We start from the raw sequence: 23,349 nt of genomic DNA, 5'->3' as shown, positions 1-23,349 counted from the left end.
TCCCCGACGACGAGCAGCGCCCCCGGGCCGTCCGCCGGTGCCCCCGCTCCGCCCGGCGCCGTCCCCGTCCGGCGGCCGGGTACCGGGCCCGGGCCGTCCGGTACCCCGCCCGGGCCGTCCGGTACCGGGTTCGGGCCGTCCGGTACCGCGCCCGCCCCGCCCGGGGGAGGCCCCGCCCGGCGGTCCGGGACCGTCCCCGCTCCGTTCGGAACCGTCCGTGCCGGCCCCGTCATGCCCGCGCCGCCCAGGCCCCCGCGATCGCGGCCCCGAGCCGCACGTTGCCCCGGACCGCCGCCAGGTTCGCCTCCAGCGACGCCCCGCCCGTCGCTCCGGCCAGGAAGTCCAACAGGAACGGAGTCACCGCCTGGCCCGTGATCCCCCGCTCACGGCATGCCGCGAGCCCCTCGGCCAGCACCCGGTCGTGCAGGTCCGGATCCAGCTGCTCCGCCTCCGCCACCGGATTGGCCACCAGCAGTGCCGAATCCGGGCCGCCCAGGGCGTCCTGAGCGGCCATCACCGCCGCGACCTCCTCCGGCCCCTCCACCGTCCAGTCCACCGCCTCACCGGAATCGGCCAGGTAGAAGCCGGGGAACCGCCGCGTCCCGTACCCGAGCACCCCCACCCCCAGCGTCTCCAGCCGTTGCAGCGTGGCCGGTACGTCCAGGATCGACTTCACCCCCGCGCACACCACCGTGATCCGGGTCCGCGCCAGCAGCGAGAGGTCCGCAGACTCGTCCTGCGTCCGCGTCCACTCCCGGTGCACACCGCCCAGCCCGCCCGTGGCGAAGACACGCAGGCCCGCCCGGGCGGCCAGGAGGGCCGTCGCGGACACCGTCGTCGCCCCGGTCGCCCCAGCGGCCAGCGCGGGCGCCAGATCCCGGTGGCCGAGCTTGCGTACGCCTGCGCCGCCCGCGAGCCGCTCCAGCTGGGCCTTGTCCAGGCCCGCGTACGCGACCCCGTCCACGACGCCGACCGTCGCCGGAACCGCGCCCTGCGAGCGGACCAGCTCCTCCAGCTCCAGCCCCACCGCGAGATTGCGGGGGCGGGGCAGGCCGTGCGAGATGATCGTCGACTCCAGGGCCACCACGGGCCTGTCGCGGGCGAGCGCCTCGCGTACCTCTTCCGAAAGGACCGGGACCGCGGATGCTCTGCGCTGTGACATGTCCCCATCCATGGCACGGGAGGCGCGCCCCCAAACGCGCTCATGCCCCACCCGCCACAAGCTGTCCGAACAGTGCTCCTGCGCGGCCACCCCGGGAGTCCGCCGCGAGCCCCGGCCCGCAGGTGCCGGACGGCCGCAACCCGACGGCGCCAGTGACGGCGCCCCGCTGGACAGGGTGACTCGCCCGCCCCGTCCCCGCTGGACGCTCTGGCCACCGCGCCGGGCGCCTCCGCCGGATTAGGCTCACGCGCCATGAGCACCAGTGATCACAGCGCCGCGCCCGGCACCGTCCCCGCCCCCGACAGCGTCCCCGAGGCCGCACCCGCGGCCCCCGCCGCCTCTTTCGCCGTGTCCGTCCCGGACGTCCCGGACGCGGAACTGGAGGTCGAGGACCTCAACCCCGGGCAGATCGTCTCCGGCGACCCGGTGGTCACGGGCAAGGTGTTGTGGGAATCGCAGGACGGCAGCCAGATCCGCGGTATCTGGAAGATCACTCCGGGCGTGGTCACCGACACCGAGGCCGATGAACTGTTCGTCGTGGTCAGCGGCCGCGCCACCATCGCGGTCGAGGGCGGCGGGACCCTGGAGGTGGGCCCGGGCTCCGCCTGCGTGCTGCGGGAGGGCGACAGGACGACCTGGACCGTGCACGAGACGCTCCGCAAGGCCTACCACATCAGCTACTGACGTCCTTCGAGGGCGCCGAGGAAGGCGCTGGCGAGGGCGCTGACGAGGCTGACGAGTGCGCGGCCGAGGGCGTGGCCGCCGCTCCGGACCCGGGTGCGGGTGCGGGAGCCGGGTGGCGGCGCGCGGTGAAGAGCGCGAGTGCCGCCATCGGCAGGAGCAGGCAGGCGCCGATGGCGTTCAGCCAGCCGTAGCCCGCCTGGGACATGACCAGACCGGCGGCCGCGCCCCCCACCCCGGCCGCGGTGTTCATCGTCAGGTCGCTCAGGCCCTGCACGGCGGCCCTCGCGCGCTGCGGCACCGAGTCGGTCAGCAGGGCCGAGCCGGACACCATCCCGGCGGACCAGCCGAGACCGAGCAGGAAGAGGCCGAGGGCGGTCTGACCGTGGTTCGGCCCGGCGGTGCCGGCCAGCAGGGCCGCCACCGAGAGGAGCCCGGCCGCCAGACCGATCACGGACAGCCGGCCGAGACGGTCGGCGAGCAGGCCCATCAGCGGCGAGAAGGCGAACATCCCCGCGATGTGCCCGCTGATCACCAGGCCGACGAGCTCCAACCCGGCGCCGTGGTGGCCCAGGTCCATCGGGGTCATCACCATGATCGAGACCATGGTGGTGTGGGACACGGCGACGGTCAGCAGCGCGAGCCGGGCCCGCGGTGAGGCCTTGACGGCGGCGATCCCGGCGCGCAGCGAGCGCCCCTCGCGGGACCGCTCCTCGGGCGCGGCCAGCGCACGGGCCGTCAGCAGCGGGTCCGGGCGCAGGAGTACGCCGATCAGCGTGCCGGTGAGGAGGAAGACGGCGGCGGCCCACACGAAGGGGCCCGCCGTCTCGGGTATGGAGGTGCCGGCGAAGCTGCGGCTGGCGGGTGCGGACAGGTTGGGACCGAGGACCGCGCCGAGGGTGGAGGCCCACACGACGAAGGAGATCGCCCGGGCCCGCCGGTCCGGGGCGGCGAGGTCGGCGGCGGCGAACCGGGCCTGGAGGTTGGCCGAGGATGCGGCCCCGAAGGCGGCCATGCCGAGCATCAGCAGCGGGAAGCTCTTGACCGTGGCGGCCAGGACGACGAGGCACGCCCCGGCAGCGCCGATCCCGTAGGCCAGCACCAGGCCGGGGCGGCGGCCGCGCGCGGTCATCAGGGCCGCCAGCGGCAAGGACACCAGGGCGGTTCCGATCACCGCGGCGGTGGAGGCGAAACCGGACAGCGCCTCGGTACCGCTGATCTCCGTCGCGAGCACGGGCGCCAGGGCGATGCTGATGGGCACGCCCAGGCCGCCGAGGCTCTGGCTCGCCATGAGCACCCCGGTGGTGCGGCGCTGCAGCGCGGCCCGCTCGGTGGGGCCGGGGGCCGGCGCGGTGGACCGGCCCGGGCCGGGTGGAGTGCTCATGCCGCACACCCCGGGCGGGGACACGGGCGCGGGCGCGGGACGCGCGAGGAGGCCGTGCGGCCGGGTGCGGCGCGGCCGGGTGCGGCGGCTGGAGTAGTCACCGCGGCAGTGTGCCACCCCTTACCGCGCGGTGGTACCGGGATTCGGCCCTCCGCTCGCGCGGTGCCCGCATGCGCCCGCACCGCGCCCCGTGAGGAGGGGGTGCGCGCCCGCTGCCCGCCGACACGGCCCCCCGGTGTCCACAGCGTCCCGCTCCGTCCACCGCGCTCATCGCACTCCCCCCGCAGGCTCAGAACAGGAGCTCGGGAAGGACGCCTTCCAGTGCGAGCAGCCGCCGCTTGGTCTCGACCCCGCCCCCGAACCCCCCGATGCCGCCGCCGTTCTCCACGACCCGGTGGCAGGCCACCACCAGCGGCAGCGGATTGGAGCCCATGGCGTGGCCCACGGCCTGGGCGGCGCCCGGCCGGCCCACGCGGGCGGCGAGCTCCCCGTAACCGACGACCGCTCCGTACGGCACGGACCGGTCCAGCTCCTGGAGCACCTGCCGGTTGAAGCCCGCGCTCAGGCGCCAGTCCAGCGGCAGCTCGAAGCGCCGCAGCGCCCCGGCGAAGTACGCCGCGAGCTGGCGTACCGGCTCCGCCAGCAGCACTTCCCGGCCCGGCGCGGGACGCCAGGCGTCGGCGCCGAGGCGGGAGACCAGCGCGCCGATCATCGCTGAGGCCCGGTCCGGCCCGGCATGGAACTCGACCCGGACCAGACCCTCCGGGGTCGCCGCCAGGAGCAGGGGACCTATGCCGGTGCAGTCGCCCGCGACGACGGTCCATTCGAGGCGCGGCCCGCGGGGCCGCTCGGTGCTGTCCACCCGTCCACGGTACGGCGCCCCTCCGACAGCGCGCGCCGTCCGGAGCAGGCCGCGGGGAGGGACTGGCGGCTCAGAACCCGTCGACCGCTTCCCGGACGACGTCGGGGGCGTTGGTGATGATCCCGTCCACGCCCATGTCCTGGACCTTCCGGGCGGTCGCGGCGTCGTCCACGATCCAGGTGTCCACTTCCATGGGCTTGCCGTGGGCTCCGGGCAGGCGGTGGACCGCAGCGACCCACTCCGCCGAGATCGTGGTGTGCCAGGGGTTGATCCGGTCGGTGAACTGCGCGTAACCGGGCAGTTCCGCCACCGTGGGCGTGCCCAGGAAGGCCGTCACGATGTCCGGGCGCAGCCTGTGCACGGCGCGCACGCTCGCGGCGCTGAAGCTCTGCACCACCAGCCGGGAAGCCACGTGGCGCTGGTCGAGCCAGCCCGCCTCGTCGAGCACGTTCAGGGTCTGCAGCTCGATCCCGGGGTAGAGCTCGGGCTTCTTGATCTCCAGCAGCAGCCGCTGCTGGTTGCGCCGCACCCGGTCGAGGTACCGGCGCAGGGTCGGCACCCGGGCGCCCCGGAACTCCTCCCCGAACCAGCTGCCCGCGTCCAGCCGGGCGATCTCCGCCGCCGTGAAGTCCTTGACCCGCCACGGCGCGCGCTCCGGGAACACCTGCTCGACATCGGTGGTCCGGGCCAGGGTGTCGTCGTGGACGACCACCAGCTGGCCGTCCTTCGTGCGCTGCACGTCGTTCTCGACCCATTCGAATCCCAGCCGCATCGCGAGGTCGATCGAGTCGAGGGTGTTCTCCGGTGCGTACGCCGAGGCCCCCCGGTGGGCGTACACGACGGGCCCGGACAGCAGGTCCGCGAAGTCCGCCGCGCCCGGCGGGTCGACGTCCGCGGCCAGGCCGGCGGGCGAGGCGAAGGAGGAGAGGGGAGGGCCGGGGGTGAGGCGCGGGAGGCGCGGGAGGGAGGCGAGGGAGGAGGAGCTGGAGGAGGCGGAGGAGGCTGTCCCGCCGAGCACGGTGAGGGTGAAGCCCAGGCATGCGGCGGCGGCCGCGGCGGCGGGTCGTACGACGTACATGTGCGTTCTCCTCGGGTCGTGAGCCTGCTCCCGCCTCAAACCGGAAAGGAGCGGCAGACGTTGCGGCGATGCACTTCACGGACGGCAGTCGTGTCAAGGCGATCATGGCGTTGAAGATCGCCGGGCCGCTACCGAACTACGACAAACGGACCAGACGGCCCAGGCCCCGCCGGACCCGCCGGAGCGGCGCGGACCGGCACGAATACGTGAGTGTCAGTGGGGGGTCGTACGGTTGACCCATGCGGCCCGTATCGAAGATCGAACGCACGGTGGCGCCTTTCGAGGTCGTCAGCTCCTACCAGCCCAGCGGCGACCAGCCGGCGGCCATCGCCGACCTGGAGAAGCGCATCCGCGCAGGTGAGAAAGACGTCGTCCTGCTGGGTGCGACCGGCACCGGCAAGTCGGCGACCACCGCCTGGATGATCGAGAAGCTTCAGCGCCCCACCCTGGTCATGGCGCCGAACAAGACCCTCGCCGCCCAGCTGGCGAACGAGTTCCGCGAGCTCCTGCCGAACAACGCCGTCGAGTACTTCGTCTCGTATTACGACTACTACCAGCCCGAGGCGTACGTACCGCAGTCCGACACCTACATCGAGAAGGACTCCTCGATCAACGAGGAGGTGGAGCGGCTGCGCCACTCCGCGACCAACTCGCTGCTGACCCGGCGCGACGTCATCGTCGTGGCCTCCGTGTCCTGCATCTACGGCCTCGGCACCCCGCAGGAGTACGTCGACCGGATGGTCCCGCTCAAGGTGGGCGAGGAGACCGACCGGGACCAGCTGCTGCGCCGCTTCGTCGACATCCAGTACACGCGCAACGACATGGCCTTCACCCGCGGTACCTTCCGGGTGCGCGGTGACACGATCGAGATCTTCCCGGTCTACGAGGAACTGGCCGTCCGCATCGAGATGTTCGGCGACGAGATCGAGGCCCTGTCGACCCTGCACCCGCTGACCGGCGAGATCATCAGCACGGACCGCGAGCTCTACGTCTTCCCCGCCAGCCACTACGTCGCGGGCCCCGAGCGCATGGAGAAGGCCGTCCGCGGCATCGAGGCCGAGCTGGCCGAGCGCCTCGCCGAGCTGGAGAAGCAGGGCAAGATGCTGGAGGCCCAGCGCCTGCGGATGCGCACGACCTACGACCTGGAGATGATGCGGCAGATCGGGTCCTGCTCCGGCATCGAGAACTACTCGCTGCACATGGACGACCGCGAGCGGGGATCCGCGCCCAACACCCTCATCGACTACTTCCCCGAAGACTTCCTGCTGGTCATCGACGAGTCGCACGTCACCGTGCCGCAGATCGGCGCCATGTACGAGGGGGACGCCTCCCGCAAGCGGACCCTGGTCGACCACGGCTTCCGGCTGCCGTCGGCCCTGGACAACCGGCCGCTGAAGTGGGAGGAGTTCCAGGAACGCATCGGGCAGACCGTCTACCTGTCGGCCACCCCCGGCAAGTACGAGCTCTCCCGCGGCGACGGCTTCGTCGAGCAGATCATCCGACCCACCGGCCTCATCGACCCGGAGGTCGTCGTCAAGCCGACCGAGGGGCAGATCGACGACCTGGTGCACGAGATCCGCGGGCGCGTGGAGAAGGACGAGCGGGTCCTGGTCACCACCCTCACCAAGAAGATGGCCGAGGACCTCACCGACTACTTCCTGGAGCTCGGCATCCAGGTCCGCTACCTGCACAGCGACGTCGACACCCTGCGCCGCATCGAGCTGCTGCGCGAGCTGCGCTCCGGTGAGTACGACGTACTGGTCGGCATCAACCTCCTGCGCGAGGGCCTCGACCTGCCCGAGGTGTCCCTCGTGGCGATCCTCGACGCGGACAAGCAGGGCTTCCTGCGCTCCGGGACCTCGCTGATCCAGACCATCGGCCGCGCGGCGCGCAACGTCTCCGGCCAGGTCCACATGTACGCGGACAGCATCACCCCGGCCATGGCCCAGGCGATCGACGAGACCAACCGCCGCCGGGAGAAGCAGGTCGCCTACAACACGGCCCACGGCATCGACCCGCAGCCGCTCCGCAAGAAGATCAACGACATCGTCGCGACCATCGCCCGCGAGGAGCTCGACACCGAGCAGCTCCTCGGCACCGGCTACCGCCAGGCGAAGGACGGCAAGGCGGCCAAGGCGCCGGTGCCCGACCTGGGCGGCAAGGCGGCCCTCGCCAAGGGCAAGGCGGGCGGCAAGGGGGCCAAGGGCGCCGAGGTCCTCACCGACCGGCCCGCCACCGAACTGGCCGCGCTCATCGAGCAGATGACCGAACGCATGCGCGCAGCGGCCGCCGAGCTGCAGTTCGAGGTAGCGGCCCGGATCCGGGACGAGGTGGGCGAGCTGAAGAAGGAGCTGCGGCAGATGAAGGAAGCGGGCCTCGCCTGACCGGGGGCCTGTCAGTAGGGTTGGGCCGAGGAGTGACGTCGCGGCCGCGCCGGCCGCCCGGGGCGTCGGCCACCGGGCCGAGTGCGGGCCCGGCGTCGCGACGGGAGCCGCAGGGACACGCTGCGCGCCCGTAACAGGGGCGGGCTATGGAGAGGGGACAGCGCGTGACGGTCAACATGACCAAGGGTCAGGCCATCAGTCTGCAGAAGGCGGACGGGGGCACGCTGACCGCGGTCCGCATGGGCCTGGGCTGGCAGGCGGCCAAGCGCCGCGGCCTGTTCGGCTCGCGGACCCGGGAGATCGACCTGGACGCGTCGGCGGTGCTCTTCGCCGACAAGCAGCCCGTGGACGTCGTGTTCTTCCGGCACCTGCAGAGCGACGACGGCTCCGTGCGGCACACCGGTGACAACCTCGTCGGCGGCGCGGGCCAGGGCGGGGACGACGAGTCGATCCTCGTCGACCTCCAGCGCGTGCCGGTGCACATCGACCAGATCGTCTTCACGGTGAACTCCTTCACCGGCCAGACGTTCCAGGAGGTGCAGAACGCCTTCTGCCGCATCGTCGACGAGACCAACGGTCAGGAGCTGGCCCGCTACACCCTCGACGGCGGCGGCCAGTACACGGCGCAGATCATGGCGAAGGTGTCCCGCGTGGGCGCCGGCTGGCAGATGACGGCCCTGGGCAACCCGGCCAACGGCCGCACCTTCCAGGACCTGATGCCGACGATCCTGCCGCAGCTGTAGCGGTACCGGACGGACACAAGAGAAGAAGGCACGGGGGAGGGGCTGCACGATGACGGCCGAACTGGTCCGGGGGCAGAACCACCCCGTGTCCCACAGCCGGGTGGAGATCGGGGTCTCGGCGGGCACACCCGTGCTCGCCCTGGCCTCGCTCGCCGACGAAAGGGGCCGGTTCACCGGTCCCGGGATACTGGCCCACCCCGGTGAGCGGTCCCTCCCGGGGATCCACGCACCGGGAGGGCTCGCCGACCGGCACACCTTCGCCGTCGACCTCGACGCGGTCGCGGCGGAGGTCCACCGGATCGGCGTCCTGCTCGTGCTGCCGCCCGGCGGCCCGGCGTGCTTCGGCTCGGTTCCGGCGTCCTACGTGGCCGTGGCCGGCCCGGAGGGCACCGAACTCGCCTGTTACACCCTGACCGGTCTGGAGGCCGAGACGGCCGTGGTGGCCCTGGAGCTGTACCGCCGCCAGGGCGCCTGGAAGGTCCGGGCCGTGGGCCAGGGCTACGCCGACGGCCTCGGCGCGCTCCTGGCCGACGGCGGGCTGACCCCGCCGGAGGCGACCCGGCTGGCCGCCGCCGCGCTGCGCACGGCAGCCCGGACGGGGGAGGGCGACGGCACCCTCGCGACCCCTCCGACCCCGCTCGGAGAGCTGCGTGCCCCGCGGCCCCCGGACCAGGCCGCCACGACCCCGGCAGCCGCGACCCCGCCGCCCGCCACCGCGTCTGCGGCTCCCGCGGCCCCGCCCACCCCCGGGACCCCGGCCTCCGGGAGCCCGTACGCCGCTGCGCCCGGTCCCGCGAGCGGGGTCGGCGGCGACTCCGGCTCGTCGCCGACCATCAGCTACGCCCACCCGCGACGCCGCCGCACCAGCAGCGAGCCGCCCGAGCCGGCCCCGCAGGCAGCCCCGCCGCCGGAGCCCGGGCAGCCTCCGCGGCCCGTCGCGGGAGACGCGGCAGGCTGGTCCTTGGAGGAAAGGCTCTACAACCAGGTCTGGGGCATGTTCGAGGACCTGGCCCGCGCGGTCGCCGCCTACCGCAGCGCCGTCGATTTCGCCGACTCCCGGATGGACCGCGAGCTCGACGACGCCCTGTCCGACCCGCGCCACCGCATCGCGGGCGCCGGCAGCGCCGCCCGCGACACCGCCCGGGCGCGCCGCGACGAACTCGTGGCCCGGGCCCGGGCCGTCCTCGACCGTGACCTCGCCCAGCTGGACGCCGAGTCGGAGGTGGTGGAGCCCGCGCTGCCGCCCGCGTACGCCCGCTGGGACAACCCGGTCTGGCACGACGGCCGGTCGAGCGCGCCGCCCGAGGAGACCCCGCTCGCCCTGCGGCTGGGAGACGTCCACCTGCCCGAGCGGCCCGGTCTGCGCATCCCCCTGCTCGTCCGGCTCCCGCTGGAGCGCGGGCTGTGGATCGACAACGGCCGCACCGGCTCCGAGGCGGCCATGACCATGGACACCGACCGCCTGCGCCGGCTCGCCATGGACATGGCCGTCGCGCACGCGGTGCGGCTGCTCGCCGTCCACCCCGCCGGCCGGTTCTCCGTCCACGTCATCGACGCGGCCGGGGCCGGGGCCGCCTCGCTGGCCCCGCTGGTGCGGGCCGGGGTGCTCGCGGGTCCGCCCGCCACCGGCGCGGGCGGGGTCACCGAGACCCTCGCGCAGCTGACCCGACGGGTGGACCTCGTACAGATGGCGCGGCGGGCCGGCGCGCCCGAGGACCTGCCGCCGGACCTGGACACCGCCGAGCAGCTGCTGATCGTGCACGACTTCCCGCACGGCTTCGACGACCGCGCCGTCACCCGGTTGCGCTACCTGGCCGACGAGGGCCCGGAGGTCGGCGTGCACCTGCTGATGGTCGCGGACCGTGACGAAGCCTCGGCCTACGGGCCGCTGCTGGATCCGCTGTGGCGTTCGCTGATGCGGCTGTCGCCGGTACCGGACGACCACCTGGCCGATCCCTGGGTCCGGCACGCCTGGACCTTCGAACCGGATCTGCCGCCCCGGGGCAGCCGGGTCCTCGATCAGGCACTCGACCGCATACGGGAGGCCCGGGGGGCCCGTCCGTAGGACGGGGTGGCAGGCCCACGACCGGCCCATGACCTCTTCCTGGCCTGCCGCTGACCATTTCTTGGGAGTCCCTTTACCTTTACGGCCTCCGGCCGGTACCCTGGTGAGCGCGGAGGGGAGTATTCCTGCTTTCCTGCTACGGCGTACCCGTCAATACGGACCGTGATCGGTCCCGGGGCGCCGGCCCACGGCCTCCAGGCCGCCCGGGTGGAAGAGACCTCCGGCAGCGATGACGCTGACGAAGTGCTGAGCCATCCGCCGGAGGCGTGTCAATCATGGAAGTTTCCTGGACCCTGTGGGCGCTGACCATTCTCGGTCTGTCGCTCCTCATCGGCGCCGATTTCCTCATCGGCCGCAAACCGCACGACGTATCGATCAAGGAAGCGGGCATCTGGACGGTCGTCTGGATCGTCCTCGCCGGACTCTTCGGCCTCGGCCTGTGGTTCTTCGGCAATGGCCAGGCTTCCCAGGAGTTCTTCGCGGGCTTCATCACCGAGAAGTCCCTGAGCGTGGACAACCTCTTCGTCTTCGTGCTGATCATGGCGAAGTTCGCTGTGCCCTCCCACCTCCAGCAGCGCGTACTGCTCGTGGGCGTCCTGATCGCCCTGGTGCTGCGCGCGATCTTCATCGCGGCCGGCGCGGCGATCATCGCCAGCTTCTCCTGGGTCTTCTACATCTTCGGCGCCTTCCTGATTTACACGGCCTGGAAGCTGATCCAGGAGGCCCGCAAGGACGAGGACGAGGAGGAGTTCGAGGAGAACCGCCTCCTCAAGTCCGTCGAGAAGAGGTTCGGCGTCGCCGACCGGTACCACGGCACGAAGCTCTTCATCCGCGCCAACGGCAAGCGCGTCCTGACCCCGCTCATGGTCGTCATGCTCGCCATCGGCACCACCGACGTGCTGTTCGCCCTGGACTCGATCCCCGCGATCTTCGGCCTGACCCAGGACCCGTACATCGTCTTCACCGCCAACGCCTTCGCCCTCATGGGCCTGCGCCAGCTGTACTTCCTGATCGGCGGCCTGCTGAAGAAGCTGGTCCACCTCAGCTACGGCCTGTCGATCATCCTGGGCTTCATCGGCGTCAAGCTGGTGCTGCACGCCCTGCACGAGTCCGGGGTGCACGTCCCGGTGATCTCGATCCCGGTCTCCCTCGGCGTCATCTGCGGGGTCCTGGCCATCACCACGATCACCAGCCTGATCGCCTCGAAGAAGCAGGCGGCGGCCGAAACCGCCGCCCGCCCGGAGAACGTCGACGCCTGACCGGCCCGCACGGCGATACGGGGGCGGCCCTTGCGGCCGCCCCCGTTCGCGTCCCCGCCCTCAGGAGGCGGGTGCGGTCATCACCGACCGGAAGATACGGACCGCGTACGGGGTTGCCGGCCGCGGGTCCCGGTTCACCAGCCGCGCTCGCGCCATTCGGCGAGGTGCGGCCGCTCGGCGCCGAGCGTGGTGTCGTCGCCGTGCCCGGGGTACACCCAGGTCTCGTCCGGCAGCTGCTCGAAGATCTTGTGCTGGACGTCGTCGATCAGCCGCCCGAACGCCTCCGGGTCGCCCCCCGTGTTGCCGACGCCGCCCGGGAACAGGCAGTCACCGGTGAACACGTGCGGGTGCCCGTGCGGGTCGTCGTAGACGAGGGCGATCGAGCCAGGGGTGTGTCCGACCAGGTGGCGCGCGGTGAGCGCCACCCGCCCCACGCGGACGGTGTCCCCGTCCGCCACCAGGACGTCGGTGGCCACCGGGATGCCCTCGGCGTCGTCGGCGCCCGCGTACGTGGTGGCCCCCGTCGCCTCCACCACGGCCTGGAGCGCCCCCCAGTGGTCGCCGTGCTGGTGCGTCGTGACGACGGACGCGATGCCGTCGTCGCCGATCAGGCTCAGCAGCGTCGCCGGCTCCGCGGCCGCGTCGATCAGCAGCTGCTCGCCGGTCGCCCGGCAGCGCAGCAGGTAGGCGTTGTTGTTCATCCCACCCACTGCGACCTTGGAAATCATCAGGTCCGCGAGTTCGTGCACGTCGGCCGGACCGCCGACCTTGACCGCTCCGCTGTACGTCATGGTCCGATCCTAGAGCGACGGGAGCTCGGGCAGGGGCCCGCCGTCCACGGTGAGGCCCGCGCCCCGCCGGCCGCGGCCCGCCAGCCAGCCCAGCAGCTCGTCGGCGGGGCCCGTGACCGTCACCGGAGTCCCCGCGGCGCCGCCCGTGTGCCAGACGCGGTCGTCGTGGGCCGTCGTCAGCGTGACCGGGGGGACTTCCGGGCGTCCGGACCAGCGGTCCGCGAGGAAGGTGATCTCGCGGGAGGTGAACTCGTCCGAGAGGTCGGCGAGCTCGTAGCCGATGTTGAGGTCGACGTGGTGCAGCTCCACCTCGATGAGCCGGCGGAACGGCACGTTGGCGGCGAGGTCGGTGACGCCGTTCCGCAGCTCGACCGTGCGGGACCAGTCCTGGGCGGGCTCCGTGGTGGCCAGGAAACGGGCCCCGGAATCACGGAGGTCCGTCAGGTGTTCCCCAAGGGACCGGCCGGAGTCACGCTCGATGTCCGCGTCGCGCGCGGAGGCGCTCTCGTACATGGGGCGGCCCTCGAAAACGTTGACGAGTGCGTCGGCGTTGCGGGCGAGGTGGGCCAGGATGTGGCCGCGGCTCCAGCCGGGAAGGTGTGACTCCTCGGCGACGGCGCCGTTGTCCAGTTTCGCGACGGCGGCCAGTAGCCGGTCAGTGGCCTCACGGACAGATCGCAGGTCGCGCACATGATCAGTCATGGCGCCGAGCGTAGTGGTCGCGTGGCCCGGCCACACGATCGGGTGAAGCGGTCCTTCGGGTGCCGTAAATCGAATGTGCGTGCTATACGCTCGGAAGTCCACTGTCCAAGTCCAACGCAGAGGCGCCCCCCATACCCTGGGACGGGGGCCCCGTGCCCCCGCTCTCTCAAGAAAGGTGCGGACCGGCGTGACCGACCGTCTCATCGTTCGTGGCGCTCGCGAGCACAACCTCAAGAACGTCTCGCTCGACCTGCCCCGCGACTCACTCATCGTCTTCACCGGGCTCTCCGGTTCGGGCAAGTCCTCCCTGGCCTTCGACACGATCTTCGCCGAGGGCCAGCGCCGCTACGTCGAGTCGCTCTCGTCCTACGCCCGCCAGTTCCTCGGGCAGATGGACAAGCCCGACGTCGACTTCATCGAGGGCCTCTCCCCGGCCGTCTCGATCGACCAGAAGTCGACCTCCCGCAACCCCCGCTCGACCGTGGGCACCATCACCGAGGTCTACGACTACCTGCGCCTGCTGTTCGCGCGCATCGGCAAGCCGCACTGCCCCGAGTGCCGCCGGCCGATCTCGCGCCAGTCGCCGCAGGCGATCGTGGACAAGGTGCTCGCGCTGCCCGAGGGCAGCCGCTTCCAGGTGCTCTCGCCGCTGGTGCGCGAGCGCAAGGGCGAGTTCGTCGACCTCTTCGCCGACCTGCAGACCAAGGGCTACAGCCGGGCGCGCGTGGACGGGGAGACGATCCAGCTCTCCGAGCCGCCCACGCTGAAGAAGCAGGAGAAGCACACCATCGAGGTGGTCATCGACCGCCTCACCGTCAAGGACAGCGCCAAGCGCCGGCTCACCGACTCGGTGGAGACCGCCCTCGGCCTCTCCGGCGGCATGGTCATCCTGGATTTCGTCGACCTCGCGGAGGACGACCCCGAGCGTGAGCGGATGTACTCCGAGCACCTCTACTGCCCCTACGACGACCTCTCCTTCGAGGAGCTGGAGCCGCGCTCCTTCTCCTTCAACTCGCCCTTCGGTGCCTGCCCCGAGTGCACCGGCATCGGCACGCGCATGGAGGTGGACCCCGACCTGATCATTCCGGACGAGGAGAAGTCCCTGGACGAGGGCGCGGTCTCGCCGTGGTCCCTCGGCCACACCAAGGACTACTTCCAGCGCCTCGTCGGCGCCCTCGCCGGCGAGCTGGGGTTCCGTACGGACATCCCGTGGGCCGGGCTGCCGCAGCGCGCGAAGAAGGCCCTGCTCTACGGGCACAAGACGCAGATCGAGGTCCGCTACCGCAACCGGTACGGGCGCGAGCGGGCGTACACGACGGCCTTCGAGGGCGCCGTGCCGTTCGTCAAGCGCCGGCACTCCGAGTCGGAGAGCGACGCGAGCCGCGAGCGCTTCGAGGGCTACATGCGCGAGGTGCCCTGTCCGACCTGTGAGGGCACCCGCCTCAAGCCGATCGTGCTCGCGGTGACGGTGATGGACAAGTCCATCGCCGAGGTCGCGGCGATGTCGATCAGCGAGTGCGCGGACTTCCTCGGCCGGATGAAGCTGGACGCCCGCGACAAGAAGATCGCCGAGCGGGTCCTGAAGGAGGTCAACGAGCGGCTGCGCTTCCTCGTGGACGTCGGCCTGGACTATCTCTCGCTGAACCGCGCCGCCGGCACCCTGTCCGGCGGCGAGGCCCAGCGCATCCGTCTGGCCACGCAGATCGGCTCCGGCCTGGTGGGCGTGCTCTACGTGCTGGACGAGCCCTCCATCGGCCTGCACCAGCGGGACAACCACCGGCTGATCGAGACGCTGGTGCGGCTGCGGGACATGGGCAACACGCTCATCGTCGTCGAGCACGACGAGGACACCATCAAGGTGGCCGACTGGGTCGTGGACATCGGTCCGGGCGCGGGCGAGCACGGCGGCAAGGTCGTGCACAGCGGTTCGCTGAAGGAACTGCTGAAGAATTCCGAGTCGATCACCGGGCAGTACCTCTCCGGCAAGCGGTCCATCCCGCTGCCGGCCACGCGGCGGCCCGTGAACGGGGAGCGCAGGCTGACCGTCCACGGCGCCAAGGAGAACAACCTGCGGGACATCGACGTCTCCTTCCCGCTGGGTGTGCTCACCGCGGTGACCGGTGTCTCCGGCTCCGGCAAGTCGACCCTGGTCAACGACATCCTGTACACGCACCTGGCCCGCGAACTGAACGGCGCCCGCTCGGTGCCGGGGCGGCACACGCGGGTGGACGGGGACGACCTCGTCGACAAGGTCGTGCACGTGGACCAGTCGCCGATCGGCCGGACCCCGCGCTCCAACCCGGCCACCTACACCGGTGTCTTCGACCACGTGCGCAGGCTGTTCGCGGAGACGATGGAGGCGAAGGTGCGCGGCTACCTGCCGGGCCGCTTCTCCTTCAACGTCAAGGGCGGCCGCTGCGAGAACTGCTCCGGCGACGGCACGATCAAGATCGAGATGAACTTCCTGCCGGACGTCTACGTCCCGTGCGAGGTCTGCCACGGCGACCGGTACAACCGGGAGACGCTGGAGGTCCACTACAAGGGCAAATCCATCGCCGAGGTCCTGAACATGCCGATCGAGGAGGCGCTGGACTTCTTCGAGGCGGTGCCGACGATCTCGCGGCACCTGCGGACGCTGAACGAGGTGGGGCTGGGCTACGTCCGCCTCGGCCAGTCCGCGCCGACGCTGTCGGGTGGTGAGGCACAGCGCGTGAAGCTGGCCTCCGAACTCCAGAAGCGCTCGACGGGCCGGACGGTGTACGTGCTGGACGAACCGACCACGGGTCTGCACTTCGAGGACATCTCGAAGCTGATCAAGGTGCTGTCGGGGCTGGTGGACAAGGGGAACTCGGTGATCGTCATCGAGCACAACCTGGACGTCATCAAGACCGCGGACTGGGTCATCGACATGGGCCCCGAGGGCGGCTACGGCGGCGGCGTGGTGGTGGCCGAGGGAACGCCGGAGCAGGTCGCGTCGGTGGGGGCGAGCCATACGGGCAAGTTCCTGCGGGACATCCTGGGGGCGGACCGGGTCTCCGATGCCGGGTCGCCTCCGGCGAGGTCGGCGGCGAAGAAGGCCCCGGCCAAGAAGGCGGCCCCGGCGAAGAAGGCGGCCCCGGCGAAGAAAGCGGCTGCGGGGAAGAAGGCGGCTGCCGCGCCGGCGAAGAAGGCGGTGCCGAGGGCCCGCAAGGCGTAGCCGCTGCGCGGGCTCGGCGGTGAGGGGTCCGGCCTGGCGGCCGGGCCCCTTTCGCGTGCCGCCGCTGGCGCTGGCGCTGGCGGTGGCGGTGCCATTGCCGTTGTCGCTGGCTCTGCCGGGGCCGGTAGTGCTTCGGGCCGGGGTGGTCGGGGGGTGCAGTGCCGTTGGCGGGGGCCTGGCCAGGGCCCCTGCGCCTCCCACCGCCTGCAGGGTGGAGGGCGCGCTGCTGAGGCGGGGAGGGAGACGAGCCGGTGCCGGGGTGGTGGCCGGGGGTGTGTGGGGCCCTTTCCCCGGGGTCTATTCCCGGCCCGGCGGCGCTTCGAACGTCTGCGGGGGTGTGCCGGGGCCGGGAGGGGCGCCGGGACTCGTGGGGCGGTGGGTCGGCAGGGGTGGTGGGTCAGGTGGCTACGCCCAGGGCGCGGCCGGTCGTGGTGGGGTCCGTCAGGGTGCTCAGGAGGGCATGGGCCACGTCCGCCCGGGGGATGACGCGCCCGCGGGGGACGTTGGCGTCGAGGGCGCGGCGGTAGGTGCCCGTGCCGGGCCGGTTCAGGAGGCGCGGCGGGCGGACCACCGTCCACTGCGTGCCGCTGGCGACGACGGCCGCCTCCATGGCCGCCAGATCCGCGTACAGGTCCCGCAGCGCCCACCGCAGCAGCGGGAGGAACACCGACCGGCTGAGGAAGCCGTCGCCCGCCGCGTCCGGGCCGAGCGGGGCCGCGCTGACCACCGACAGGCGGCGCACGCCCGCCCGGTCCATCGCCCCGAGGACGGCCCGTACGGCCGGACCCGTGACGGGGGCGGCCTTGGCCTGCCGGTTGCTCGCCGCCCCCAGTGCCGAGATCACCGCGGACCGCCCCTCCAGCAGCGGGACGAGTGCGTCCTCGTCCGTCAGGGCCGGCACGACGGCTACGTGGAGTCGGTCCTGGGCCGGCACGTCCAGCCGGGCGGGGTCGCGCACCACGGCCGTCACCTCGTGGCCTGCGGCCAGTGCCTTTCGTACCACCTCGTGGCCTACGCCGCCCGTCGCTCCGAACACCGTGATCCGCACAGCCGTCTCCCGCATCCAGGGGGTGGGTGAGTGTTTACTCACCCCTGCTTCCCTTAGGGTGAGCGAGTGCTCACCCCAAAGTCAAGCCGTCCCACTCCCGAGCGGCTCCTCGACGCCGCCGAGACCCTCATGCGCACCACCGGGCTCGCCGCGGCCACCACCAAGGCCATCGCCCGCGAAGCCGGCTGCTCGGAGGCCGCGCTGTACAAGTACTTCGCGAACAAGGAAGAGCTGTTCGTGCGTGTGCTGATGGAGCGCACCCCCAACGCGGGTCCGCTGATGGCCGCGCTGCTCGCCGAACCGGGAGCGGAGGCGGGGGCGGGGGAGAGAGGAGTCGAGGAGGGGCTCGTCGCCATCGCCCGCCACGCCTCGCTCTTCTACGCCGACGCCATGCCGATGGCGGCCTCGCTGTTCGCCGACCCCGCCCTGCTCGCCCGGCACCGCGACGGCGTACAGGAGATCGGGGCCGGCCCGCACGTGGTCCTGGACGCCCTGACCGGGCGGCTGCGACGCGAGCTGGACGCCGGGCGGCTGCGAGCCGACGCCGATCCACGGGCCGCTGCGGCCCTGCTGCTCGGCGCGTGCTTCCAGCGCGCCTTCTTCCTGCACTTCTCCGGCGCCCATGTGGTCCAGCCGGTGGAGGAGTTCGCCCCCGCCGTGGCCCGGACCGTGTGGGCCGCTATCCGCTGAGCTCGGCCGCGTACGGCGGCTCCGCGCCCGCCCGCGTGCACGTCAGGGCCGCCGCGTGCGCGGCGTAGGCCAGCACATCGGGCCAGTCCACCGGATCGGTCCCGGTTCCGGCCACGGCTCCGGCCCCCGCCCCCGCGAGGCGGTGCATCAGGGCGGCGTTGACGGTGTCGCCCGCCCCGATCGTGTCCGCCACGGCGACCGGGCGGGCCGCCGCCGAGTACTCCTCCCCGTCCCGCGTCCACACCGTCAGGCCCGCCGCGCCCCTGGTCAGCACGACGGCCGACGGGCCCGCCGCCAGCCAGTCGCAGACCCGGCCGCCCAGCCAGCGCGCGTCCTCCTCCGACAGCTTGAGCACGGAGGCGTACGGCAGCAGCCCGGTCAGGAAGCGGGTGCGGTAGGCGTCCGGATCGGCGATCAGCGACGGCCGGATGTTGGGATCCAGCAGGGTCAGCAGCCCGCGCCGCGACTCCCGGCGCACCAGGGCCTCGTACGCGCTCGCGCCCGGCTCCAGGACCAGCGAGCAGGTGCCGAGCGCGAGGGCCCGTGCCCCCGCCGGAAGGGCGGGCGGCAGGGTGAACAGCCGGTCAGCCGTGCCCTCGACGTAGAAGCCGTACGAAGCCGATCCGTCCGGCGCCAGGGAGGGCACGGCCAGCGTGGTCGGCTCAGGCCCGCGCTGCACCAAGGACAGGTCGACCCCGGCCGACCGCAGGCCGGCGAGGAGGCTCTCGCCGAAGCCGTCCGTGGAAACCCGGGAGCAGAAGGCCACCTCGGCACCGAGACGCCCGAGCGCCAGCGCGGTGTTGTACGGTCCGCCGCCCGGCCGGGGCAGCAGCGCGCCCGGCGGCTCCGCCACGGGCACCAGGTCGATGAGGGCTTCTCCGCCGACGACGATCACGCGGGGGAAGGTACCCCATCACACGGCGGTATCGTCGGGTGGGCCGGCGCCCCGGCCAGGCGCAGAGCCGCAGCCGCCAGGACGTCGGACGAATCGGGCCGCGCCCGCCGGTCCCGTGCCCAGCCCCAGGAGAACCGCATGTCCGCCCCCCAGTCCGTGCCCGGCCACCGCGATGGGGCGGCCCCGGCCCGCCGCACCGTCCTGCGGAGCGCCGCCGCGCTCGCGGGCGCCGTCGGAGCGGGGTCGGCGCTCGCGGCCTGCTCCCCGCAGAGCGCGAGCGGCGGGGGGTCGCCCGCGACGCCCGCCGGGCCGGTCGACCTGGGGGCCGCGGCCGATGTCCCGGTCGGTGGCGCGAAGCTGTACCGGGAGGAGAAGCTGGTCGTCAGCTGCCCGGCGGAGGGGCAGTACCGGGCCTTCAGCGCCCGGTGCACGCACGCCGGCTGCGTCCTCGACAAGATCGTGAAGGGCGAGGGCAACTGCCCCTGCCACGGCAGCCGCTTCGACGTGGCGACCGGCAAGGTCCTGAGCGGCCCGGCCACCGAGCCGCTCCCGGCCGTCCCGGTCAAAATGGAGAACGGCAGGCTGGTAGCGGGCTGACCGCTCGCCCGCCGCGTGGCCTGCGGCCCGCGTCCGGCCTGTGCCTGTCCTGCGTCCGGCCCGCGTCGTGGTCCGCCGGCGGCCCGCGGCAGGGTTGCCGCCCGTACCGGCTGCGGCCGACCCGTGCTGCGCCCGGCCTGCGGCCGGTGCCCGTGCTGCGCCCGGCCTGCGGCCGGTGCCCGTGCTGCGCCCGGCCTGCGGCCGGTGCCCGTGCTGCGCCCGGCCTGCGGCCGGTGCCCGTGCTGCGCCCGGCCTGCGGCCGGTGCCCGTGCTGCGCCCGGCGCGTGGTGTCCGGGGCCGCGCCGTGTCGGCGCGGGGCTTGGGCTTGGCCGCGGTGTGCGGTTTGCGCCGCGTCGTGCGCCGCCGCGGCCGGCTTGCCGCCCGTACCGGTCCGCTGCCGACCCGTGCTGCGCCCGGCCCACGGCCCGCGCCCGGCCTGCTTGCGGCGTGGGTCCGGGCCGGGCTGCGTGTGGCCTGCGGGCTCTTGTTCGGCCCGCGGCGTGCCGTTTGGGCCGTTTTCGGGCGGCGCCGTGCCCTGGGTGCGGGCGGCGTTCGGCGTGCTGCTCGCGGCCCGCGCCGTTCTCGGCCTCTCGTACCCGTGGTGCGGCGGCCCGTGCCGTACCCGGCCTGCGGCGATCGCCGTTTCCGCCGGCGGCGGGTCGTTTCGCGTCAGTCCCAGTCCCAGGCGATGCCCAGGATTCCGCGGTGCACCGACTGTTCCACCAGGTGTACCGCGCGGTGCCGGCCGCTCGGGGTGAGGTCCGTGAGGGCCGTGCGCGGGGCGTGGGGGCCCGTGCGGGAGAAGCGGCGGCAGCGCACCGGCAGGGCCGCCTCGTCGAAGCGGACCTGGAGCATGTACTGGCCCCCCGCGTAGCTGAAACCCCGCACGTATTCGCCGCTGCGCGCGCCCGTGCCGTCCTCCACGCCGTAGCCGAAGACGTAGGTGTCGCCGCGCCGCAGCCGGGTGTCGAACAGCAGCTCCGCGACCACCACCCCCGCCTCCGGGTGGCGCCGGACCCGCCCCGTACGGCAGTTCTCGTACGCCGTCACCTCCATCCGCGACGTATCGCACCCGGGGTCGCCATGGTGGACGGCGAGGTAGCGGTCGACGCCGTCGCGGTGGGCCCGGACGATCTGCTGCGACTCCCTGCTGCGCATCTCGCCGCCCGCCCCGATCCGGACCCGTTCGTGGTGGCCGAGCGAGTGCAGCCCGCCGTCGGGCGGCAGCTCCATCCCGTCGAGCAGCTGCTCCACCGCGCCGCCGACGCTCACGAGCGCCCGGTACGGCCGGGCGGCCGGGCGCGCGGGCCCGGCGTCGGACCCCGGGCCGCCCAGCAGGCGCAGGAGGGCGCCGTCCGGGAGCTCCAGGATCTGCTCCAACGCGCTGACAGCCCGCAGTGACTCCGCGTGCCGCGGGCGACGGGCCCCCTGCTGCCAGTAGCTGAGGCTGGTGACACCGACCTTGATGCCGCGCGCCGCGAGCCGGCGCTGCACCCGGTGCAGCGGCAGGCCCCGCGCGGCGAGGGCGGCGCGCAGGGCGAGGTGGAAGGGGCCGCCGCGCAACAGGCGGCCGAGTTCCGCCGTGTCCGCGGGCGGCGGGGCCATGGGGACTCCTCTGTGAACGTTCACTCCCGGCCGGGCGTGCGACGCGCCGGTGACGCCCGGGGACCAGGTGAAACGACAGCAACCGTTCACACCACAGCCCCACCGTTCACACCGCGATGTCACCGCGTATTGAAGCGTGTTGACCTGATCGCGACAACACCCCGATGCTCCTCCACAGCGTCCGGACGCGCTCCTCCACCCCCACCCCCCCCACCTCGGGAGGAACGCGATGCGCAACCGAAACCGGCGGCTTTCCCCGGCCGCCCTCATCTCCGCCCTGCTCCTCGCCCTGCCCCTCGGTGCCGGCACCGCCACCGCCGCCGATGCCGGCACCGTCACCACCGCCGCCACCGCCGCCACCGATGCCGTCAGCGGGTCCGCCCTCGCCTCCAAGCGCCTGAACATCACCATGCAGGCGCAGCAGAAGACCAACTGGTGCTGGGCCGCGAGCGGCAACACCATCGCGGGCTGGTTCGGCCGCACCTACAGCCAGAACCAGTTCTGCAACGCCGCCTTCAACCGCCAGCAGGGCTCCGAGTGCCCCAACAACCAGGCCAACCTCGCCAACGTCCAGACCGGCCTGCGCTGGGCCGGTATCAACTCCGGCTCCTACGTGACCGGCTGGCTCCAGTACGCGACCGTCCAGACCGAGATCAACGCCAACCGCCCCATCGAGACCCGCATCCAGTGGTCCAACGGCGGCGGCCACATGCACGTGGTCTACGGCTACGACACCACCAACAGCTGGGTCTACTGGGGTGACCCGTGGCCCTCCAGCGACCGCTACAACTGGGCCTCCCACGCCTGGTACGTCGACAACAGCAGCTTCTCCTGGACGCACTCCCTCTACCGGATCGGGGCGTGAGCGCCATGACTCTGCGCGCCACTGCCGCCGCCGCGGTACTCGCCGCCACCGCCCTCCTCGGCCTGGCCCCGCAGGCCGCCGCGGCCCCCGTGCCGCAGCCCGGGGCGGCCTCCGCCGAGAACCGTGCCGCCGCTGCCCGTGCCGCGGCCGCACCCGACACCCTGGCCACCCTCTCCCGGTTCTTCTCCCGGGAGGGCAAGGTCTCGCTCGCCGCCGCGCAGCCCCGGATCGAGGGGGAGGCCGTCCCGGTCAGCTACCTCTCCCCGGACTTCGTCGCGGGGAAGGCGGGGGCGCCGGTCGCCCGCCTGGAGTTCCTCGCCAGCAAAGCGGTCTCCTCCGACGGGCAGCAGGCCGCCCTGTGGACCGCGCGGACCGCAGCCGGCTGGCAGGTGGTGAACATCGCCACCGGTGACGACGAGTTCCGCTACGCACAGCTGGGCGCCGCGAAACTTCCGGGCGGGACGGTGTTCCGGGAGCCGCAGATCGACGCCTGGTACGTCGCCGGGGGCAGCCGGGTGCTGCCGCTGGACGAGGACGCGGTGCGGGCCGTCGGCGCCGGGGGTTCGAGCCTGGCCGCCTACCGGGCTCGGGTGGGCCGGGCGTACGGGGACAAGCTTCCCGGCTCGGCGTACGCGAAGGATGGCCGTGCGGGTGGCTACGCCGAGGCGGGCGGTCCGGCGGGTGCGGCGGGGCCGGCGTTGCCGGTGCTGCCGGTGCTGCCGGTGGGCGTGGTGGCCGGGGGTGGGGCGCTGGTGCTGCTCGGCGCGGCCGGGGTCGTGGTCGTGCGGCGGGGCCGTCGGGCCGGCGCCGCCGACGCCCTGGCGTAGCCACGCTGCCGCCGCGGGGCCCGGCCTCCGCCAGGGGCCGGGCCCCGCGATCCGCCGCCCGGCCGCCCCGGGGTTCCGGCCCACGGGCCCCGGCACCTCAAGCGCCGGCGGGGCTGAAAAGGTGCGGCGCCGCTGTCGGCGACCGGCCCCTGGGCCCCTGCGCCTCACACGTCGGCGGGGCTGGAGGGGTGTGGCGGGGCGGTCGGGCCGGATGTGGGGCGCCTGCGGGCTCCGCCCCGGATTCCCTCCGTGCTCCGTCCTGGCCTCCGCCCTGGGGTCAGCCCCCCGGTTCCGCCCCGGGCCTGCCCCTGGCTTCACCCCGGGCCCCCGCCGGCTTCACCCGTGGCCCTGCCCCCGGCTCCGCCCCGGACCGCCCTGGGCTCCACGCCGGCCCTGCCCTCGGGCTTGACCCCCGGGCTTGACTCCGACCCTGGCCCAATCTCCACGCCGGGCTGCACGCCGGGTACCTCCTGCTTCACTCCGGGCCCCCTGCTTTACGCCGGGCCTCGCCCCAA

The 23,349-nt window shown here is 73.3% G+C and carries 19 protein-coding genes; 10 read left to right on the top strand and 9 right to left on the bottom strand.

The genetic code is table 11. From position 1 onward, the window contains the following. Positions 1-229: 229 nt before the first annotated feature. The gene (locus AMK16_RS13290) at positions 230-1,162 is read right to left on the bottom strand and encodes a pseudouridine-5'-phosphate glycosidase (RefSeq protein ID WP_107417131.1); all 933 of its coding nucleotides are present in this window, start codon (positions 1,160-1,162) and stop codon (positions 230-232) included. 252 nt (positions 1,163-1,414) lie between these two features. Here AMK16_RS13290 and AMK16_RS13285 point away from each other — a divergent pair, with 252 nt between their 5' ends. After that, positions 1,415-1,846, top strand: coding sequence for a cupin domain-containing protein (locus AMK16_RS13285; RefSeq protein ID WP_079191491.1), 432 nt, complete (start codon positions 1,415-1,417; stop codon positions 1,844-1,846). Here the strand turns inward: AMK16_RS13285 and AMK16_RS13280 are convergent. The 3 genes from AMK16_RS13280 to AMK16_RS13270 form a co-directional block, all read right to left on the bottom strand. Further along, on the bottom strand, positions 1,836-3,227 hold the full coding sequence (locus AMK16_RS13280; RefSeq protein ID WP_242438718.1) for an MFS transporter: 1,392 nt from the start codon (positions 3,225-3,227) through the stop codon (positions 1,836-1,838). The two genes, AMK16_RS13285 and AMK16_RS13280, sit on opposite strands and share 11 nt — an antisense overlap. 289 nt (positions 3,228-3,516) lie before the next feature. After that, positions 3,517-4,089, bottom strand: a complete 573-nt coding sequence (locus AMK16_RS13275) for a methylated-DNA--[protein]-cysteine S-methyltransferase (protein WP_073914100.1) — start codon at positions 4,087-4,089, stop codon at positions 3,517-3,519. 70 nt (positions 4,090-4,159) lie between these two features. Further along, on the bottom strand, positions 4,160-5,167 hold the full coding sequence (locus AMK16_RS13270; protein ID WP_242438717.1) for a glycerophosphodiester phosphodiesterase: 1,008 nt from the start codon (positions 5,165-5,167) through the stop codon (positions 4,160-4,162). Positions 5,168-5,406: 239 nt separating this feature from the next. Between AMK16_RS13270 and uvrB the strand changes: the two genes are divergently transcribed. From uvrB to AMK16_RS13250, 4 genes are all read left to right on the top strand, one after another. Beyond that, positions 5,407-7,551 carry an excinuclease ABC subunit UvrB gene (gene uvrB, locus AMK16_RS13265; protein ID WP_073914098.1) on the top strand — a complete coding sequence of 715 codons (2,145 nt, stop codon included), beginning with the start codon at positions 5,407-5,409 and terminating at the stop codon, positions 7,549-7,551. Between the two features lie 164 nt (positions 7,552-7,715). Continuing rightward, positions 7,716-8,294: a TerD family protein gene (locus tag AMK16_RS13260; RefSeq protein ID WP_073914096.1), complete on the top strand. Its 579-nt coding sequence runs from the start codon at positions 7,716-7,718 to the stop codon at positions 8,292-8,294. Positions 8,295-8,343: 49 nt separating this feature from the next. Continuing rightward, positions 8,344-10,359 carry a TerD family protein gene (locus AMK16_RS13255; RefSeq protein ID WP_073914093.1) on the top strand — a complete coding sequence of 672 codons (2,016 nt, stop codon included), beginning with the start codon at positions 8,344-8,346 and terminating at the stop codon, positions 10,357-10,359. Positions 10,360-10,634: 275 nt separating this feature from the next. Next, the gene (locus AMK16_RS13250; protein ID WP_073914091.1) at positions 10,635-11,618 is read left to right on the top strand and encodes a TerC family protein; all 984 of its coding nucleotides are present in this window, start codon (positions 10,635-10,637) and stop codon (positions 11,616-11,618) included. A 134-nt stretch (positions 11,619-11,752) separates the two neighbouring features. Here the strand turns inward: AMK16_RS13250 and AMK16_RS13245 are convergent, their stop codons facing one another. Then, positions 11,753-12,409, bottom strand: a complete 657-nt coding sequence (locus AMK16_RS13245) for an MBL fold metallo-hydrolase (protein ID WP_073914088.1) — start codon at positions 12,407-12,409, stop codon at positions 11,753-11,755. A gap of 9 nt (positions 12,410-12,418) precedes the next feature. Beyond that, positions 12,419-13,111: a maleylpyruvate isomerase family mycothiol-dependent enzyme gene (locus tag AMK16_RS13240; RefSeq protein ID WP_073915889.1), complete on the bottom strand. Its 693-nt coding sequence runs from the start codon at positions 13,109-13,111 to the stop codon at positions 12,419-12,421. 187 nt (positions 13,112-13,298) lie between these two features. Between AMK16_RS13240 and uvrA the strand changes: the two genes are divergently transcribed. Then, a complete protein-coding gene (gene uvrA / locus AMK16_RS13235; RefSeq protein WP_073914085.1) occupies positions 13,299-16,307 on the top strand; it encodes an excinuclease ABC subunit UvrA in 3,009 nt (1,002 codons plus the stop codon). 397 nt (positions 16,308-16,704) lie between these two features. Here the strand turns inward: uvrA and AMK16_RS13230 are convergent, their stop codons facing one another. Then, complete coding sequence (locus tag AMK16_RS13230) at positions 16,705-17,355, bottom strand: NAD(P)-dependent oxidoreductase (RefSeq protein WP_073914083.1); 651 nt, start codon at positions 17,353-17,355, stop codon at positions 16,705-16,707. A gap of 66 nt (positions 17,356-17,421) precedes the next feature. Between AMK16_RS13230 and AMK16_RS13225 the strand changes: the two genes are divergently transcribed. Continuing rightward, complete coding sequence (locus AMK16_RS13225) at positions 17,422-18,045, top strand: TetR/AcrR family transcriptional regulator (protein ID WP_073914081.1); 624 nt, start codon at positions 17,422-17,424, stop codon at positions 18,043-18,045. Here AMK16_RS13225 and AMK16_RS13220 read toward each other — a convergent pair. Further along, positions 18,035-18,940: a carbohydrate kinase family protein gene (locus AMK16_RS13220; protein ID WP_073914078.1), complete on the bottom strand. Its 906-nt coding sequence runs from the start codon at positions 18,938-18,940 to the stop codon at positions 18,035-18,037. The two genes, AMK16_RS13225 and AMK16_RS13220, sit on opposite strands and share 11 nt — an antisense overlap. Before the next feature lie 138 nt (positions 18,941-19,078). Here AMK16_RS13220 and AMK16_RS13215 point away from each other — a divergent pair, with 138 nt between their 5' ends. Beyond that, positions 19,079-19,537 carry a Rieske (2Fe-2S) protein gene (locus AMK16_RS13215; RefSeq protein ID WP_073914076.1) on the top strand — a complete coding sequence of 153 codons (459 nt, stop codon included), beginning with the start codon at positions 19,079-19,081 and terminating at the stop codon, positions 19,535-19,537. Between the two features lie 669 nt (positions 19,538-20,206). Here AMK16_RS13215 and AMK16_RS13210 read toward each other — a convergent pair. Continuing rightward, positions 20,207-21,142, bottom strand: a complete 936-nt coding sequence (locus AMK16_RS13210; protein WP_073914074.1) for a hypothetical protein — start codon at positions 21,140-21,142, stop codon at positions 20,207-20,209. A gap of 229 nt (positions 21,143-21,371) precedes the next feature. Here AMK16_RS13210 and AMK16_RS13205 point away from each other — a divergent pair, with 229 nt between their 5' ends. Continuing rightward, complete coding sequence (locus tag AMK16_RS13205) at positions 21,372-22,007, top strand: papain-like cysteine protease family protein (protein ID WP_073914071.1); 636 nt, start codon at positions 21,372-21,374, stop codon at positions 22,005-22,007. A gap of 5 nt (positions 22,008-22,012) precedes the next feature. Then, positions 22,013-22,834, top strand: coding sequence for a hypothetical protein (locus tag AMK16_RS13200; RefSeq protein ID WP_073915885.1), 822 nt, complete (start codon positions 22,013-22,015; stop codon positions 22,832-22,834). The last annotated feature ends 515 nt before the right edge of the window (positions 22,835-23,349 follow it).

It is taken from the genome of Streptomyces sp. CB00455, assembly GCF_001905445.1.
In the GTDB taxonomy this organism is placed as follows: Bacteria; Actinomycetota; Actinomycetes; order Streptomycetales; family Streptomycetaceae; genus Streptomyces.
Note: the sequence above shows the minus strand (reverse complement) of the source record. Positions and strands in the feature narration are given on the sequence as shown.